The sequence below is a fragment of the Brevibacillus sp. 1238 genome, assembly GCF_029892995.1.
Lineage (GTDB): Bacteria > Bacillota > Bacilli > Brevibacillales > Brevibacillaceae > Brevibacillus > Brevibacillus parabrevis.
In genome coordinates, this window is record NZ_JARXWC010000001.1 from 368,076 (window position 1) to 382,227 (window position 14,152).

Here is a 14,152-nt window from a genome sequence, read left to right on the forward strand (position 1 = left end):
GGGAGCTTGCTTGTTTGTTTGTCCATGCCATGAAAGCTGATCGCAGCTTTTCCAACGGTTTTGGACAGTCTATGTCTATGAAGAGGGAAAAGCATCCAGAATGGGAGGAACATACATATGAACCACGAGCCTGCAAAAAATGAGAACCGCGCCGTCCTCTTGATTTCTTGCCCGGAGAGATTGGGCATCATCTCTGCCGTTTCCAATCTGCTGCTCAGCTACAAAGCGAACATCGTTCAGTTCGACCAACACACGACAGACCCGCGCGACGGGATGTTTTTCATGCGCATTTTGTTTGACCTCGACTCTCTTCCGACGGCATTTTCACAGTTGGAGCAGGACTTGGCCAAAATGGCCGAGGATTACCCGATGGACTGGCGGCTCAGCAAGGAAAGCCAAAGAAAACGCATGGCGATTTTCGTCTCCAAAATGGATCATTGCCTTGTCGAGCTGCTCTGGCGAGTCAAATCGCAGGAAATTCTCGTCGATATTCCCATGGTCATCAGCAATCATCCGGATGCGAAAGAGACGGTGGAAGCGTACGGCATTCCGTTCCATCACATATCGCTTGCGACCCAGAGCAAGGAAGAGGCAGAGCGCAAGGCGCTTGAGCTGTTGCAGGGCAATGTCGACTTCATCGTTTTGGCCCGGTACATGCAGATTTTGTCTCCGCGCTTTATTACCCATTTTCCCAATCAGATTATCAACATTCACCATTCCTTCCTGCCCGCCTTTATCGGGGCGAATCCGTACAAGCGCGCCTTCATGCGCGGGGTGAAGCTGATCGGGGCAACGGCGCACTACGTCACGAACGATCTGGATGAAGGCCCGATCATCGAACAAGACGTGATTCGCGTCAACCATCGCTATACGGAAGAAGATTTGAAAGTGGCAGGCCGCCACGTCGAGCGAAACGTTTTGGCCCAGGCGATCTCCTGGCACGTGGAGGACAAAGTCATCGTGTACGGCAACAAGACGATCGTGTTTGCCTAAAAAATATTTGCTTATTTTTCAGGCTTTGTTACGCTTGCCCTATCGAAAAATGAAAGGGTGACCGAAAGCCGATGATCTCCTAATCCGATTTCCAGGAAAAACTCGTATGAAAATGACGAATTTTTTTGGACAGGATAGGTGTTGGCTTTTGCTCGTAATGATAGGGCATTTGACTTTTTCTCTGGGAAAAGTGTGCCTGTTTATTTGCGCGTGGAATTTTCGCCTCCTGTCCAAAAAATGGATAAGGGGGCTTTTTTATGTTGCGCAAAGGTCATCTGCCAGCCGTGCTTGGCGTTTTGATGGTGAATATGTTTATGGTGATGGTGGGAGTTGGCTTGATTATTCCGCCGCGGTGGCAAGAAACCTTTTGAAATGGCAAAAGGTTGTGGAAAATCGTGGTCATTTTAACTAAGATGAAAGGAAAAGACGAATATTGAATCCCGCTTTTTGGAAAAAGGAGTCCGATGGCACATGGCTAACTGGGAAACCAAAAAAGTATCCGAAATCGTTACGCGTATCCACGACAACACCCTGGTACTGCCTGTCATCCAGCGCAGGCTCGTCTGGGAAGAAGAGAAAATGGAATTGCTGTTTGACACGTTGCTCAAGGGAAACTCGTTCGGCGGGATTATGGCGATCGAGGAAGAAGAGGGCAACAAGCCGCTCTTTGCCTATAGGCATTTTACGAAGGACGGTCAGGCCATCAGCTCGATCTACGATGAAACCAATTCAAAGGATCACCTGTTCATCATCGACGGTCAGCAAAGACTCCAATCGTTTTACCTCGGATTGCTGGGAAGCTTTAACGGAAAAATTTTGTATTTCGACTTGTTTAGCGACTTTAAAAATCTCGTATTTTACTTCAAGTTCGAAAAAGACAGCGACAAGCTGCCCAAGCAGGCGACGGATAAAGAAGAGTGCGAATTGAAGACGTACAAGTGGTATTCGGTCAGCAAACTGTACCGCTCCTTGAAACAGACAAACGACGAGGATCAAGTAGCGGATGAAATCATCCAGAACTTTGCGATCACGGAAGCGCTTGAGAAGGACTACGTTCGCAAAAACATCGCCCGCTTTTACCGCAGCATTTTTAATAACGAAAGCATTGGCCTCTCGAAAGTGCGCATCAACCGTTCGCTGAACGAAAACTCCAATCGCCAGCGGATCGTCGAGTTGTTCAGAAGGCTGAACGACGGCGGGACAAAGCTGTCTTCCTTTGATTTGGTGGCGTCGATCCTGAAAGGGTTCGAGTGGAAAATGGAAGAATTTCTGGAGTCCACGCTGAAAGATTATCAAGACATCGGATTGACGCAAGAAGTTTTGATCAAGCTCGTCTTTTTGCTGAACGACAATCACAAAAAGGAAATGACCGATATCGAGGAAGCAGACGCGACATTCGCCATCGAAAATCGGGCGCGCATCCTTGAAACGTTAAAATCGTTGCGGAAGTTTTTGCAGTCCGCCAAGCTGCTCAACTACTACCGGGAAGGGAACCGTTCCTTTATCCCGCTCTACTTCATCGCGTATCATATTTTTCACAAAACGGATGTGCCGACGGACAGGCTGGAAAATCTGTTCGATACATTCGATACGAGCAACGAGGACTTCGCAAGTATTTATGAATGGATGTACTGGTCGCTGCTGAACGGGGTATTCAGCCGAGGCTCTGGATGGATTCCGTATAAAACGGGGATTCGAAAAATATTGGAGGAAATGAAGCAGCACAAAAATGCGCCTTTTCCGACGCAGCGCCTGTTTTCCATCTACACCAGCCACCCGCTCTGGTTTACGCGGAATCTCGAGGAATCCAGCATCAGCAACCAGTTTGACAGCAACTTTTTGTTCTATTTGATCTACGACCGTGAACCTGTCACAAGAAAACAGGATATGGACCACATCCACCCGTACTCGATTCTTGTGAGCAAAGGGTATTCGCTGGACCAGGTCAACAGCGTCTTCAACTATCAGCTCCTCGATTACGGCACAAACCGCGGAGTGAAAAACGCGAAGCCGTTGAAGGAATGGATTGACAATCATGTCACGAACAAAACGTTTTACATCAACCAGCATCTGATTCCAAGAGATGAGCAAACGTGGGATGCGGATCAGTTTCTCCGGTTTTACGAGCAGCGTGCTCAGTTGATTAAGGAGAAGCTTCATCCGATGTTGTATATTTAGGTTGGCGTAGAAGAGTAAGGGCATCCACATGTTGGTTTGGTGTGGGTGCCTTTTTTGGTGCGTTGGGGATCGGTGCTGTAGTGGAGGGAGGAAACAGGAGAAATTGCTTTAGGGCACCTGGACTCTTGCGGGGAAGCATGGACTGGTCCGCCTATGGCAAAAAAGGAAAACCGCGTCAAAAGCAGCGTGCTCGAAGAAGCGTAATCACGTGCTGCTGAAAAGCCGTTATCCTTTTTTTCCTCCAGTTGGGTGGGAGTCCGAAAGTTCTGCCGCTTGTTTCTTCTGTTTCCTCGACCAACGTTAGCTTTGATCCGATACTGCGTTCCTGAGCGAGTTTTGGTAAATCATACGCTGGAAGATGATTCCGAAAATAGAGGCTAACGTGTAAAATTGAAAGAGCATGGGAAAATATGAAAGTCGAGGGAATTACATGAGTATTATCGCACTAACTATTATTCTGTTTTTTGTGTTCCAGCATTATTTGCCTACTGTTACGCAGGACGATCTGTGGTATCCAGAAATGCTCGGTTATTACCAGCAGTTTCATTCGGACACGGTTGCGATCCTGATTCTCTCCTACGCTATCGCCTTTCCGCTTGGATTAATCATGGAGGGATGGATCGCAAAAGGACTGCAAAAGATTCGTTTCAAAAGGGAAGACTGGGCGATTTTAAGAGTTTTGACGGTAGCGAATGAGAATGATGGATACATTACGGCCGTGGATGTTGCCGCAAAAACTACGCTTTCCTTAACGGAATCGCAAAAAATTTTGGATGATCTGCATAACAGGGGATACGCAGACTTGAGCGTGGCGAAAACAGGGGATATTCTTTACTGCTTCCCCGGATTTTCCAATAGGGACGAATAGAAGGGAGGGGAAGGAATGGAATACTTCTTCGGGATGGCTTTTTTTATTTTGGTGGGTATTTTAATTCTTTGTGCAGTATTAATAATCCTTGGTGTTGCACTATGGAAGCCATTTTTTACTACTATACATCTCTTGATGGACAATGAGAGCATCATAGGTCTACTCTTGGTGATTCTTTCCCTGATCTACATTGGCTCCCGGATGATTGAGCGAATGCTTGCGAAAAAGAGTCAGGATATCAAGTATCATGCAGATGTGATCGGGATTGCGCTAGATTATGGCAACGAGGTTACCGCGCCAATGCTGGCATTGAAAACTTCATTGAAGCTGGCAGAATGTGAGCGGATTTTAAAGGAACTTGAACAAAAGCAGATTCTAAGCAGTTCATCTGCTGTCGGCGACGCCACAGTATATGAATTGGCGCCGCTCGTCTACGAGAATTGGCTGCCAGATGAGCGGGATTATTGTGGCAAGGTGGATGAAACGGAAGAAGATGAAAAGAAACAAAAAGCATGGAAAAAGTTGCCGAGGATTACCTTTATCGTTCTTGTGACCATCATAGCTCCGCTCTGGCTATTGGATAAACAGATGATTTATTCAGATGCATTTTTGACAGGAGCCATCATCGTCTGCACGTTAGCAGTGATCCGCCTGATTCATGTTGTTTACTTGGCTTACCGAGACTATGTGCGGAAAACCGAGCATGATGTCCTGGGTTACGTTTTGGACAACCAAGGCGTGCTATATCCGCAAGAAATCGCAGAATTTACCAATGAGAGCATGTCATCCCTCCAGCCGATGATTGATCGCTGGCACAAGAACAATCTTGTGACGATATCGTACGAGAATGACGGGACAGCGATATATTTGTTTCCGAATTGCTCGCATGAATCTATGGTGTACAATCGGGAGCCCAATTACAAGCCGCAAGCGAAGTTCAAGCATCTGCAAGAGCAGCTGATGATGACGTGTTGTTATGCTTTCTTTTATTCGTTATTGGCTGGTTACGCTTTAATGAACTGGAATAATTTCCTCTTTTATGCGGGGATTGGGGCGGTTATCGGCGGATACAGAGTTTTGTATTTAATCAGGGCTAAGGAGGAAGCAGAAAAAATGGAGCGAGTGGCTTTCCAGGTAGCCAAGCGGAAGAATGGTCGCCTGACCGTCCACGAATTGGCTTACAATGCAGTGGTCAGCATGGAGGAGGCGGCAAAACTGCTGAAAAAGTGGGAGCTTGACGGCTTCGCCAGAAAAATGGATGCCAGCGAAGAGTTCGTTCCTGTCTACATCATCAGCGGTATCGTTTCCAAAGAACAGCGACGGACTTCAGAACGCGTATAGAACGTATAAAACGAAAAATCCACCCTGAAATCATCAGGTGGATTTTTCGTTTTCCCATCAAAACCGAATTACCCTTGCTTTTGCGTCAACTTCCACACATCCATCAGGTTCACTTTGCGCTTCGTCTGGTCATGGTACAGCTTATCGCCTTCAATCCGGTCCACGAACAAAATCCCGTCCAGATGGTCGATTTCGTGCTGGATGCAGCGCGCCAAAAAGTCTTCGGCTTCCATGGTGAATGTCTCGCCAGTGCGGGTCGCAGTCTCGATTTTGACGTACTGGGCGCGTTTCACAATGCCGGAGTAGCCGGGAAAAGACAGGCAGGCTTCCGGGCCGAGCTGCTCGCCGGACATCTCCAGAATCTGTGGATTGATCAGCTCGATCAGCCCGTCTCCGCAATCCATGACGATGACCCGCTTCAAAAATCCGACTTGCGGAGCGGCCAGCCCTGCTCGGCCTTCCTTGGCGTACAGCGTTTCTGCCATATCGTCCAAAAGTTTTCCCAGTCTGTCATTAAATTCAACCACCGGCTTCGCGCTTTTGCGCAAAATCGGCTCTCCGAAAGGCAGGATTGTTTTGACTGCCATCTGCTTTCAACCTCCAAAGGTAGTAATTATGCCCCATCTTGTTGGGAGGGTGGGGTGTAGACCCATAAATCATTCGGTGTGCAGTCCAATGCCGTGCACAAGGCATCGAGCGTGTCAGCCTTCATCTGCTTGGGCTGACCGTTCAAGAGAGCGCTGATCGACGGTGCCGATATTTCGTAGCCGGCTTTTTCCTTCAGCAGACGGGCGAGCGCTGCTCCGGACCAGATCCCTCTGTCAGCCATTACTTTTCGCAACATCCACACAAGCATTCGATCACCTTCTTTTAGGTGTTGCCTAATATTTTAAGTTATTACCTAATATAACGGATTTCGCGAAAAAAGCAAGCGGGACGGCGCCCCATTTTGCCAAAAGGACATCGGCTTTCCGGTACGCAGGTGCAGAATGGAGGGCTTCGGCAGGATTTGTCGTCCGTTCTGTTGTATTGAAGGGGAAAGGCAAAGAGGCGGAAGTGGAAAAAAGCATCCTTGCCGCAGGCTATATCGGAGCAAGCGCCATCAACGGCAAAAAAGGAGAGAACGAGATGCAGGAAGCGAGAAGACAACGCCTTGCCCATCATTTGCAGCAGGAAAATACGGATGCGTGCATTTTGGTGCCTGGCCCGAATCTGTACTACTTCACTGGTCTGGCGCTGCATCAAAGCGAACGGCTCAGCCTGGCTATTCTCACGAAGGAGAATCAGCTGTTGTTTTTGATGCCCAAGCTGGAAGTGAGCAAGGTCGAGCAGGTGGCGCACGATGCTTTGTTCTCGTACACGGACGAGCAAGGTCCGGGACAGGCGTTGGCGGAGGTGCAGAAAAAACTGGGCACGCTCGGCCGGGTCGGAATCGAGTATGGGCACATGCGCGTCAAGGAATGGAAAGCGGTTGAGCAGCTTGGGGCACAGGAGTTTGTCGAGATCGAGCAAACGGTTGAGGCGTTGCGCGTGATCAAGGACGAGCAAGAGATCGAGACGATCCGGCAAGCGGTACGCATCGTGGAAGACAGCTTTCAGGCGATCCTGCCTCGCGTCAGGGCTGGTGTCGCGGAGCTGGAGGTTGCCGCCGAGCTGGAATACGAGATGCGAAAAAGAGGCTCGGAAGGCACGCCGTTTGACACGATTGTCGCGTCGGGATATCGCGGGGCGCTGCCGCACGGACGGGCATCGGACAAGCTGATCCAGTCCGGTGAGCTGGTCGTCATCGATTTCGGAGCCATTTTTCATGGGTATGTGGCCGATATTACGCGAACGGTGGCTGTCGGGGAGCTGGACGCGGAGCTTGCGAACATTTACGAGGTCGTGCGGCAGGCGCAGCAAGCGGCTGTTGAGGCGGTTCGCCCTGGCGTCACGGCGCATGAGATTGACGAAACAGCCCGCGCGATTATTCGGGATAGCGGCTATGGCGAATACTTCACGCATCGGCTTGGACATGGCATCGGGCTTTGCGGACACGAGGAGCCGTACATGATCCAGAACAATCCGCTGGTGCTTGCGCCAGGCATGGCGTTCACGATTGAACCGGGCATTTACTTGCCGAACAAAGGCGGAGTCCGAATCGAGGACAATGTCATTGTGACGGAAGACGGCTGTCTCAATTTGATGAATTTGCCGAAAGAGCTTCTGTCCTTGTAAAAAAGCGATGATGGGCGGGTGCCAAGCGCATTTTGCTGAAAAAAGCGGACGTCCAGCCGGAGATCACTCGAGACGAAGCTTGGGTTCAAGGCATAGGAAGTCGCAGCAATAATCGGAAAGCGCCGCATATAAAATAATCCTTATATATGGAAGAAACACCTCACAAGCAGCAAAGAGCAAGCATGTTCTCTGCTGCTTGTTTATCGTGAAGAGATACAACTCCCCTCGTGACAATTTGGATGGCAACAGGTATCGTGGAACGTAGAAGCTTTGCAGCAAGAAATGAGGTGACTCAATGCGGTTTTATCAAAAATACATAAAAAAATACGGCTTTGTTGCAAGCGTATCCATGATCTTTTTGACGGTGGAAGCTTTGTGCGACCTTTTGCAGCCGACGATTATGTCCCGAATCATCGACATCGGTGTCGCGCAGCGCGATCTGGATTACGTGCTGAAAACGGGCGGGCTGATGCTGTTGATTACAGCCTTGGGCGCTGTGGCTGCTACCGTCCGCAATCTGCTTGCCACGTACGTGTCGCAAAACTTCGGAGCGCAGCTTCGCGCCGATCTGTTCACGAAGGTGCAGTCGCTGTCTTTTGACAGTTTGAACAAGTTCGACCGCGCCTCGCTCGTCACGCGCATGACCAACGACGTCAATCAGGTGCAGGTGTTTGTCAACGGCATGATGCGTATTTTCGTCAAAGCGCCGCTGATGTGCATCGGCGGCTTGTTCATGGCGACCCAACTGAATGCCGACTTGGCGGTAGTGCTCGCAGTCGTGGTGCCGATTGTCGGGCTGTTGATCTTTTTGAATCTGAAAATCGGTTTTCCGTTTTTCCTCAAGGTGCAGCAGGCGCTCGACAAGGTAAACGGTGCCATGCGCGAGTATTTGTCGGGCGTGCGGGTCGTCAAGGCGTTTAACCGTTTTGACTTCGAGGTGGGCAAGTTCACCGGGGCCAATGAAGAGTTGCAAAAGAAATCGCTGTCTGCGACCCGCGTCATGTCGGTTTTCAGCCCGGCGATCATGCTCACGGTCAACCTCGGAATCGTCGCTGTGCTGTGGCTGGGCGGTTTGGGAGTCGAGCAAGGGAGCATTCAGGTTGGACACATCATCGCGTTTACCAACTACATGACGCAAATCTTGTTCTCGCTGATGATGATTTCGCTCGTCTTCAACATGTTCGTGCGGGCCAAAGCATCGGCTGGGCGGATCGGCGAAGTTTTTGCCGAGGAAAACCGGATGAGCTGGAAGGAAGCGGCGGCGGGGGCGGATGAAGCCGGGGCTGAAACAGGCCGGATCGATTTTGAAAACGTCAGCTTTTCCTATGCCGGAACAAATGGTCAGCCTGTCCTGAAGCAAGTCTCTTTTACATGCTTGCCGGGGGAAACAGTAGGGATCATCGGCTCTACCGGGTCGGGAAAAAGCAGCCTGGTCGGCTTGATTCCGCGTTTTTACGATGTGACGGAAGGGACGATTCGCGTAGACGGACAGGATGTGCGCGATGTCGAGCCAGCCAAGCTCCGCGAAAAAATGGCGATCGTGCCGCAGAAAACGACGCTTTTTACAGGCACGGTACTGGAAAATATTCGCTGGGGCAAGGAAGATGCGACGGAGGAGGAGGCGATGGAGGCGGCGCGCATGGCACAGGCGCATGAGTTTATCGCTGCTACTCCCGAAGGCTACCAGACGCGGGTAGGCCAGGGCGGGGTCAATTTTTCCGGGGGGCAAAAGCAGCGGCTCTCGATTGCCAGAGCGTTGGTGAAAAAGCCGGACATTCTCATTCTCGACGACAGCACCAGTGCGGTTGATGTGGCGACGGAAAGCCGGATCAAGGAAGCGCTCAAAACGTACGCGAAAGGGCTGACCTGCATTTTGATCGCGCAGCGGATCACGTCTGTCATGGATGCCGACAAGATTGTCGTCCTCGACAACGGCGCAGTGGCGGGGATTGGCTCGCACGAAACGCTGCTCGCTACGTGTCAGGTCTATCAGGAAATCTTCCTATCGCAAATCGGCAGGGAGGTGAGCTAACATGTCGCAACAACAAAAAGAGCAGCCGCCGATTTTTCCGACGCGGCCTGGACGCGGGTTTGGGCATGGGGCACAGCGAGGTCCGGTAAGCAAGCCGAAAAACTTCCAAGCCACGCTGAAAAGACTGTGGCAATCGTTCGGGCGGGAAAAAAGATGGCTGCCGCTCGTCTTTGTCATCGTGTTGGTAGATGGGTTCCTGATGCTCTTGGCTCCGTACCTGATCGGAAAATCGATCGATGCGATGACGGGCGGCCCCGGGTCACTTTCGCTGTTGTCGATCATCGTTTTGGCCTTGCTCAGCTCTTATGTGCTCGATGGGGCTTTGACGTTTTTGCAAGGCTGGATGGTCGCGGGAATCACGCAGCGGATCGTGACGAATATGCGCCAGGCGATGTTTGAAAAGCTGCAAAAGCTCCCGGTCGCCTTTTTCGATTCGCGTACGCATGGCGAGCTGATGAGCCGGCTGACCAACGATATCGACAACGTCAGCAACTCGATCTCGCAGTCGACGACACAGCTGATGTCAGGCGTCATCGTGATTGCGGGGTCTTTGATCATGATGATCGTGCTGTCCCCGATTTTGACGCTTGCCTGCCTGATTACGGTTCCGCTTGTGTTCCTGTTGACCCGCACGATTGCGAAAAGAACCAGTGTGCTGTTCAAAGATCAGCAGTCCGAGCTGGGCAAGCTGAACGGGCATATTGAAGAGACGATTTCCGGCATCCAGGTCGTCAAGGCGTTCAACCATGAAGAAAAGGCGATTGCCGACTTCGCGGCGATTAACGACCGACTGTGCAAGGTCGGGATGAAAGCGCAAGTGTGGTCGGGCTTTTTGATGCCGATCATGAACGTGATCAACAACCTCGGCTTCGGCATGGTCGCGATTGTCGGCGGTGTGCTCGCGGTCAAAGGGATGATTACCGTCGGCGTGATCGCCAGCTTTCTCAGCTATTCGCGGCAGTTTGTCCGTCCGCTGAACGACCTCGCCAGCATTTTCAACGTGCTCCAGTCTGGAGTCGCCGGAGCAGAGCGCGTGTTTGAAGTGCTGGACGAGCAAGAAGAGCCGCTCGATGCGCCGAATGCGGTCGTGCTTGCGAATCCGAAAGGGCATGTCGTCTTCGATCGGGTGAGCTTCGGCTATCGCCCTGATCAGCCGATTTTGCAAAACGTCAGCTTCGAGGCGGAGGCGGGCAGCACGACGGCATTGGTCGGGCCGACGGGGGCAGGCAAAACGACAGTGGTCAACTTGCTGACGCGCTTCTACGATGTGACGGAAGGAACCATTTACCTCGATGGAAAAGACATTCGCGAATATTCGCGGGACAGCTTGCGCCGCAGCTTCGGCTTCGTTTTGCAGGACACGTATTTGTTTTCCGGGACGATCAAGGAAAACATCATGTACGGCAAGCCCGATGCGACAGACGCCGAGGTGGAAGCGGCAGCGAAAATGGCGCATGCAGACGTGTTCATCAACCGCCTGCCCAAGCGCTACGATACGCCGCTGACGGAAAACGGGGGGAATCTGAGTCAGGGACAGCGCCAGCTTTTGGCGATTGCCCGCGTCTTTCTCGCGAGGCCGTCGCTGTTGATTCTCGACGAGGCGACGAGCAGCATCGACACCCGTACCGAGTTGATCATTCAGGACGCCCTTGCTTCGATCATGGAAGGGCGCACGAGCTTTGTGATCGCCCACAGGCTCGGAACGATCCGCGATGCCGACACGATCATGGTCGTCGATCGCGGGCAGATCGTGGAAAAAGGCAGCCACGACGACCTGATCGAGCAAAAAGGGATGTATCATCAATTGTTTTACAATCAGTTCAAAAACTTGGAGACGGCTTCGCAGTAGAAAAATGCCTCGGCTGGCGCGCGTTGGTGCGTGCGCAGGCGGGGTGTTTTGTTGTGGCGGACTCAGCGATTTGACGCCTATGACTTTGATGCGACGCTGAACATTGTTTCCCCGTCGTATGGACGAGAATGCGCTCCCTCCTCGGTTGCTGACGCCCTGGAACATATCGGCTTGATTTTGCACGACCATGACTGCTGTACTCTTGTGAAACCGAAGCGGTACCGAGCGAACGACGGCAAAAGCAAAGCCCTGGCATCCACTTTGGCGGACGACAGGGCTTTTTGGCGGTGACAGCTTGTGCAAGCGAAAAAAGCGAAGTTGCAAAACAACGCCAGTCCTCATTGCAACTTGTTGCCTGGCATCGGACTGCGCGCTTTTTGCAGTCGGGAGTAATCAATTTGTCATGTTGTCTGGTAACGGTGAAGCAGCTCTTCCAGTGCCTGCTTCACATCGCCCTGAAACAGCCCGCCGTGATAACAGACGAGCTGCCTGATCTCATAGTCGAGCAAGCGGCGGACAGAGCGGACGGCATCGGCAAGGTCCAATGCGTACTGCGGATTGGCAATCGCGAGCTTTCCGTCCTCGATGACCACGGCATCTCCGGCAATCAGTGTCTGGCTTGCCGGAAGATACAAAGACATATGTCCAGGCATGTGACCGGGCGTGTGAACGATCTCGATCCCGCCGCACCAGGGCAGACGATCCTGATCGACTACCGTGCGCTCGACTGGTGCTGGCTCGATCGTCTGCAAAAAGCGGATAAACTGTTCCACAAGCTCCAGCTCCTCGCCAGTGAGGGAGGCGAGCGTTGCTTGCGCCTGCAAAATTCGCAGCGAAGTTTTGGCGCCAGTTACGTATGGGGCATCTGACTCGTAGGCGATGATTTCAATTTGCGGGTATGCTTGCTTCAAAGCGGCGAGCGCGCCGATATGGTCGACATCATGGTGAGTCGCGATCACTCTGGTCAGCGCGGACAAGTCGAGCTGCTGGCTGTTCGCTGCTTCTGCCAGCAGCGGCAGGAATCCGGGATAGCCGCAGTCTACGAGGATCAGCTCGTGTTCGTCGCGCAGCAGGACGGGTGTGATGACTTGACTGTGTCCGTTTTGCTCAAAAGACAGCGAAAGCAGATGCATGCCATTCATGGAACGTACCTCCATTTGTCGTAGCGATAAGCGAAGTGTAACGTAGGAAGTGCGGTACTTGCACGGACGACTACTTTTCTGGATTATGGCTGTTCGCGAATGATGCGGCGGATGCTGTGTCTCGTCAAAAAATATTGCTCGGCCAATTCCTTGACGCCCGTTCCTTGGCGATAAGCCTGCAAGATGGCCTGGTTTCGCTCGCGAAGCAATTGCTTTGTGTCGGTGCCGTCGCCCCACTTTCTTTTGGAAGCGGAAGGCTTCGGAATATACAAATAGCTGCCCTGGACGTATTGCTGGATTTCCTGCAAAAGCGGTTCCGGCAAAACGAGTTTGGCATTTTGGTATCTCATCTGACTCTGCTCCTGTCTATATAACGTGAAGTCGGTATATAGCAGGGCAAAGAGGCCCTTCTTTTAACACTAGCGAGTCGGCCCTGAGTAAAGAGGAAGGAGGACTCTTTGCCCAGAGCCGCAATCGGCAGTTCGAACGTAAGGGTCTAGCATACGGTCAGCTCCTTTCCCTTTTAATAGTAGTAAGCGGTTTGGCGGGATGCAAGGACATTCCCTTGTGGACATGGAAAAAAGCTGCTGGTAAGATAGCTTGTGATAATAATTATCAATTTCATTCGGAGGAAACTGTGCCAAAATACGCGAAATGGATCGCGAAAGGAACGGCAATCCTCGCTTTACTCGTTGCCATGACAGGATGCGGGGCGGCAACAGAGCCAAAAGGGGCCAGCAATGAAACCCCGGCTCAGCAAGCGGCGCCAGCACAGGATAGCGTGAAGATGAAAATGTATAAAATGCCTAACGGAAAAGAAGTCCAGATTCCTGCAGCACCGAAGCGTATCGTCTCCGATCTGTATCTTGGCCAGCTTTTGTCCATCGGGGATCAAGCCGATCGGAACGACTGGCTATTCCAAGATCGCGCCGACTGTGCTGATCCCATACGGCACGTACAACGACGACATCCGCGCTGACATACGGGCTTTTGGCGAGCTGCTGGACAAGCAAGCGGAGGCAGAGGCTTGGATCAAGCAATTCGATGAAAAAGCAGCGAGTGCCCGCGAAAAAATCAAGACGGCGGTAAAAGACGGGGAGACGGTCGGAATTTACGAGCTGCGCTCTCAGGAGTTTTACGTGCTCGGAGACAACTGGGGACGCGGCGGTCAAGTCATCTACAATGCGCTCAAGCTGACACCGCCGCCAGCCGTGAAGGAAGTCGTAGATGCCAACACGCCGCCCAAGCTGATTTCCCAGGAAGTGTTGCCGCAATTCGCAGCAGACCACATGTTTGTGACCACGTATGAGACGAAGCAAGAGGATAAGGATAAGTTTTTCGGGAACGCGGTTTACGAAAATTTGCCAGCCGTCAAAAACAACCACATCTACGAGATGACGTTTGAGCAAATGTACTATTACGATCCGCTGGCGATTGAAGGCCAGCTCGACCTGGTCGTCGAACAGCTGTTGGCGCATCAGGCAAAATAAAGCAACGAATATGCGGAAAGACCCTCGGAGCACAGCCTACAG

Annotated in this window: 13 protein-coding genes; 9 read left to right on the forward strand and 4 right to left on the reverse strand. The window is 51.7% G+C overall.

What is annotated here, in order from left to right; all coding sequences use genetic code 11:
• Positions 1-117 precede the first annotated feature (117 nt).
• The 4 genes from purU to M2298_RS01680 all read left to right on the forward strand — a co-directional run bounded on the left by purU (position 118) and on the right by M2298_RS01680 (position 5,380).
• The gene (gene purU, locus M2298_RS01665) at positions 118-993 is read left to right on the forward strand and encodes a formyltetrahydrofolate deformylase (protein WP_122963020.1); all 876 of its coding nucleotides are present in this window, start codon (positions 118-120) and stop codon (positions 991-993) included.
• A gap of 471 nt (positions 994-1,464) precedes the next feature.
• Positions 1,465-3,171: a DUF262 domain-containing protein gene (locus M2298_RS01670; RefSeq protein ID WP_280648146.1), complete on the forward strand. Its 1,707-nt coding sequence runs from the start codon at positions 1,465-1,467 to the stop codon at positions 3,169-3,171.
• 430 nt (positions 3,172-3,601) lie between these two features.
• The gene (locus M2298_RS01675) at positions 3,602-4,039 is read left to right on the forward strand and encodes a hypothetical protein (RefSeq protein WP_063228592.1); all 438 of its coding nucleotides are present in this window, start codon (positions 3,602-3,604) and stop codon (positions 4,037-4,039) included.
• Positions 4,040-4,054: 15 nt separating this feature from the next.
• Complete coding sequence (locus tag M2298_RS01680; protein ID WP_173598395.1) at positions 4,055-5,380, forward strand: hypothetical protein; 1,326 nt, start codon at positions 4,055-4,057, stop codon at positions 5,378-5,380.
• Between the two features lie 68 nt (positions 5,381-5,448).
• On the opposite strand, the gene def is transcribed toward M2298_RS01680, so the two are convergent.
• Both def and M2298_RS01690 read right to left on the reverse strand, forming a co-directional pair.
• Complete coding sequence (gene def, locus M2298_RS01685; protein WP_122963023.1) at positions 5,449-5,967, reverse strand: peptide deformylase; 519 nt, start codon at positions 5,965-5,967, stop codon at positions 5,449-5,451.
• Positions 5,968-5,993: 26 nt separating this feature from the next.
• Positions 5,994-6,236, reverse strand: coding sequence for a helix-turn-helix domain-containing protein (locus M2298_RS01690; RefSeq protein WP_122963024.1), 243 nt, complete (start codon positions 6,234-6,236; stop codon positions 5,994-5,996).
• Positions 6,237-6,436: 200 nt separating this feature from the next.
• Between M2298_RS01690 and M2298_RS01695 the strand changes: the two genes are divergently transcribed.
• The 3 genes from M2298_RS01695 to M2298_RS01705 all read left to right on the forward strand — a co-directional run bounded on the left by M2298_RS01695 (position 6,437) and on the right by M2298_RS01705 (position 11,478).
• Positions 6,437-7,597 (forward strand): M24 family metallopeptidase, encoded by a 1,161-nt coding sequence (locus tag M2298_RS01695; protein WP_229049848.1) that lies wholly within the window; start codon positions 6,437-6,439, stop codon positions 7,595-7,597.
• 295 nt (positions 7,598-7,892) lie between these two features.
• On the forward strand, positions 7,893-9,629 hold the full coding sequence (locus M2298_RS01700) for an ABC transporter ATP-binding protein (RefSeq protein WP_217021915.1): 1,737 nt from the start codon (positions 7,893-7,895) through the stop codon (positions 9,627-9,629).
• 1 nt (position 9,630) lies between these two features.
• Positions 9,631-11,478: an ABC transporter ATP-binding protein gene (locus tag M2298_RS01705; protein WP_280648147.1), complete on the forward strand. Its 1,848-nt coding sequence runs from the start codon at positions 9,631-9,633 to the stop codon at positions 11,476-11,478.
• Positions 11,479-11,879: 401 nt separating this feature from the next.
• Here M2298_RS01705 and M2298_RS01710 read toward each other — a convergent pair whose 3' ends face one another.
• Complete coding sequence (locus tag M2298_RS01710; protein WP_280648148.1) at positions 11,880-12,620, reverse strand: MBL fold metallo-hydrolase; 741 nt, start codon at positions 12,618-12,620, stop codon at positions 11,880-11,882.
• Between the two features lie 83 nt (positions 12,621-12,703).
• Positions 12,704-12,970, reverse strand: a complete 267-nt coding sequence (locus tag M2298_RS01715) for a CD3324 family protein (protein WP_122963030.1) — start codon at positions 12,968-12,970, stop codon at positions 12,704-12,706.
• Between the two features lie 215 nt (positions 12,971-13,185).
• On the opposite strand from M2298_RS01715, the gene M2298_RS01720 reads away from it, so the two are divergent.
• Together M2298_RS01720 and M2298_RS01725 are read left to right on the forward strand one after the other, a co-directional pair.
• Positions 13,186-13,599 carry a hypothetical protein gene (locus M2298_RS01720; RefSeq protein WP_280648149.1) on the forward strand — a complete coding sequence of 138 codons (414 nt, stop codon included), beginning with the start codon at positions 13,186-13,188 and terminating at the stop codon, positions 13,597-13,599.
• Positions 13,556-14,110 carry an ABC transporter substrate-binding protein gene (locus tag M2298_RS01725; RefSeq protein WP_280648150.1) on the forward strand — a complete coding sequence of 185 codons (555 nt, stop codon included), beginning with the start codon at positions 13,556-13,558 and terminating at the stop codon, positions 14,108-14,110. The genes M2298_RS01720 and M2298_RS01725 overlap by 44 nt, the downstream gene beginning before the upstream one ends.
• The last annotated feature ends 42 nt before the right edge of the window (positions 14,111-14,152 follow it).

Coding starts and splice junctions, on each gene's coding strand:
- M2298_RS01700 (WP_217021915.1), top strand. CDS start 7,893: ATGCGGTTTTATCAAAAATACATAAAAAAATACGGCTTTGTTGCAAGC.
- M2298_RS01680 (WP_173598395.1), top strand. CDS start 4,055: ATGGAATACTTCTTCGGGATGGCTTTTTTTATTTTGGTGGGTATTTTA.
- purU (WP_122963020.1), top strand. CDS start 118: ATGAACCACGAGCCTGCAAAAAATGAGAACCGCGCCGTCCTCTTGATT.
- M2298_RS01715 (WP_122963030.1), bottom strand. CDS start 12,970: ATGAGATACCAAAATGCCAAACTCGTTTTGCCGGAACCGCTTTTGCAG.
- M2298_RS01670 (WP_280648146.1), top strand. CDS start 1,465: ATGGCTAACTGGGAAACCAAAAAAGTATCCGAAATCGTTACGCGTATC.
- M2298_RS01690 (WP_122963024.1), bottom strand. CDS start 6,236: ATGCTTGTGTGGATGTTGCGAAAAGTAATGGCTGACAGAGGGATCTGG.
- def (WP_122963023.1), bottom strand. CDS start 5,967: ATGGCAGTCAAAACAATCCTGCCTTTCGGAGAGCCGATTTTGCGCAAA.
- M2298_RS01710 (WP_280648148.1), bottom strand. CDS start 12,620: ATGAATGGCATGCATCTGCTTTCGCTGTCTTTTGAGCAAAACGGACAC.
- M2298_RS01705 (WP_280648147.1), top strand. CDS start 9,631: ATGTCGCAACAACAAAAAGAGCAGCCGCCGATTTTTCCGACGCGGCCT.
- M2298_RS01675 (WP_063228592.1), top strand. CDS start 3,602: ATGAGTATTATCGCACTAACTATTATTCTGTTTTTTGTGTTCCAGCAT.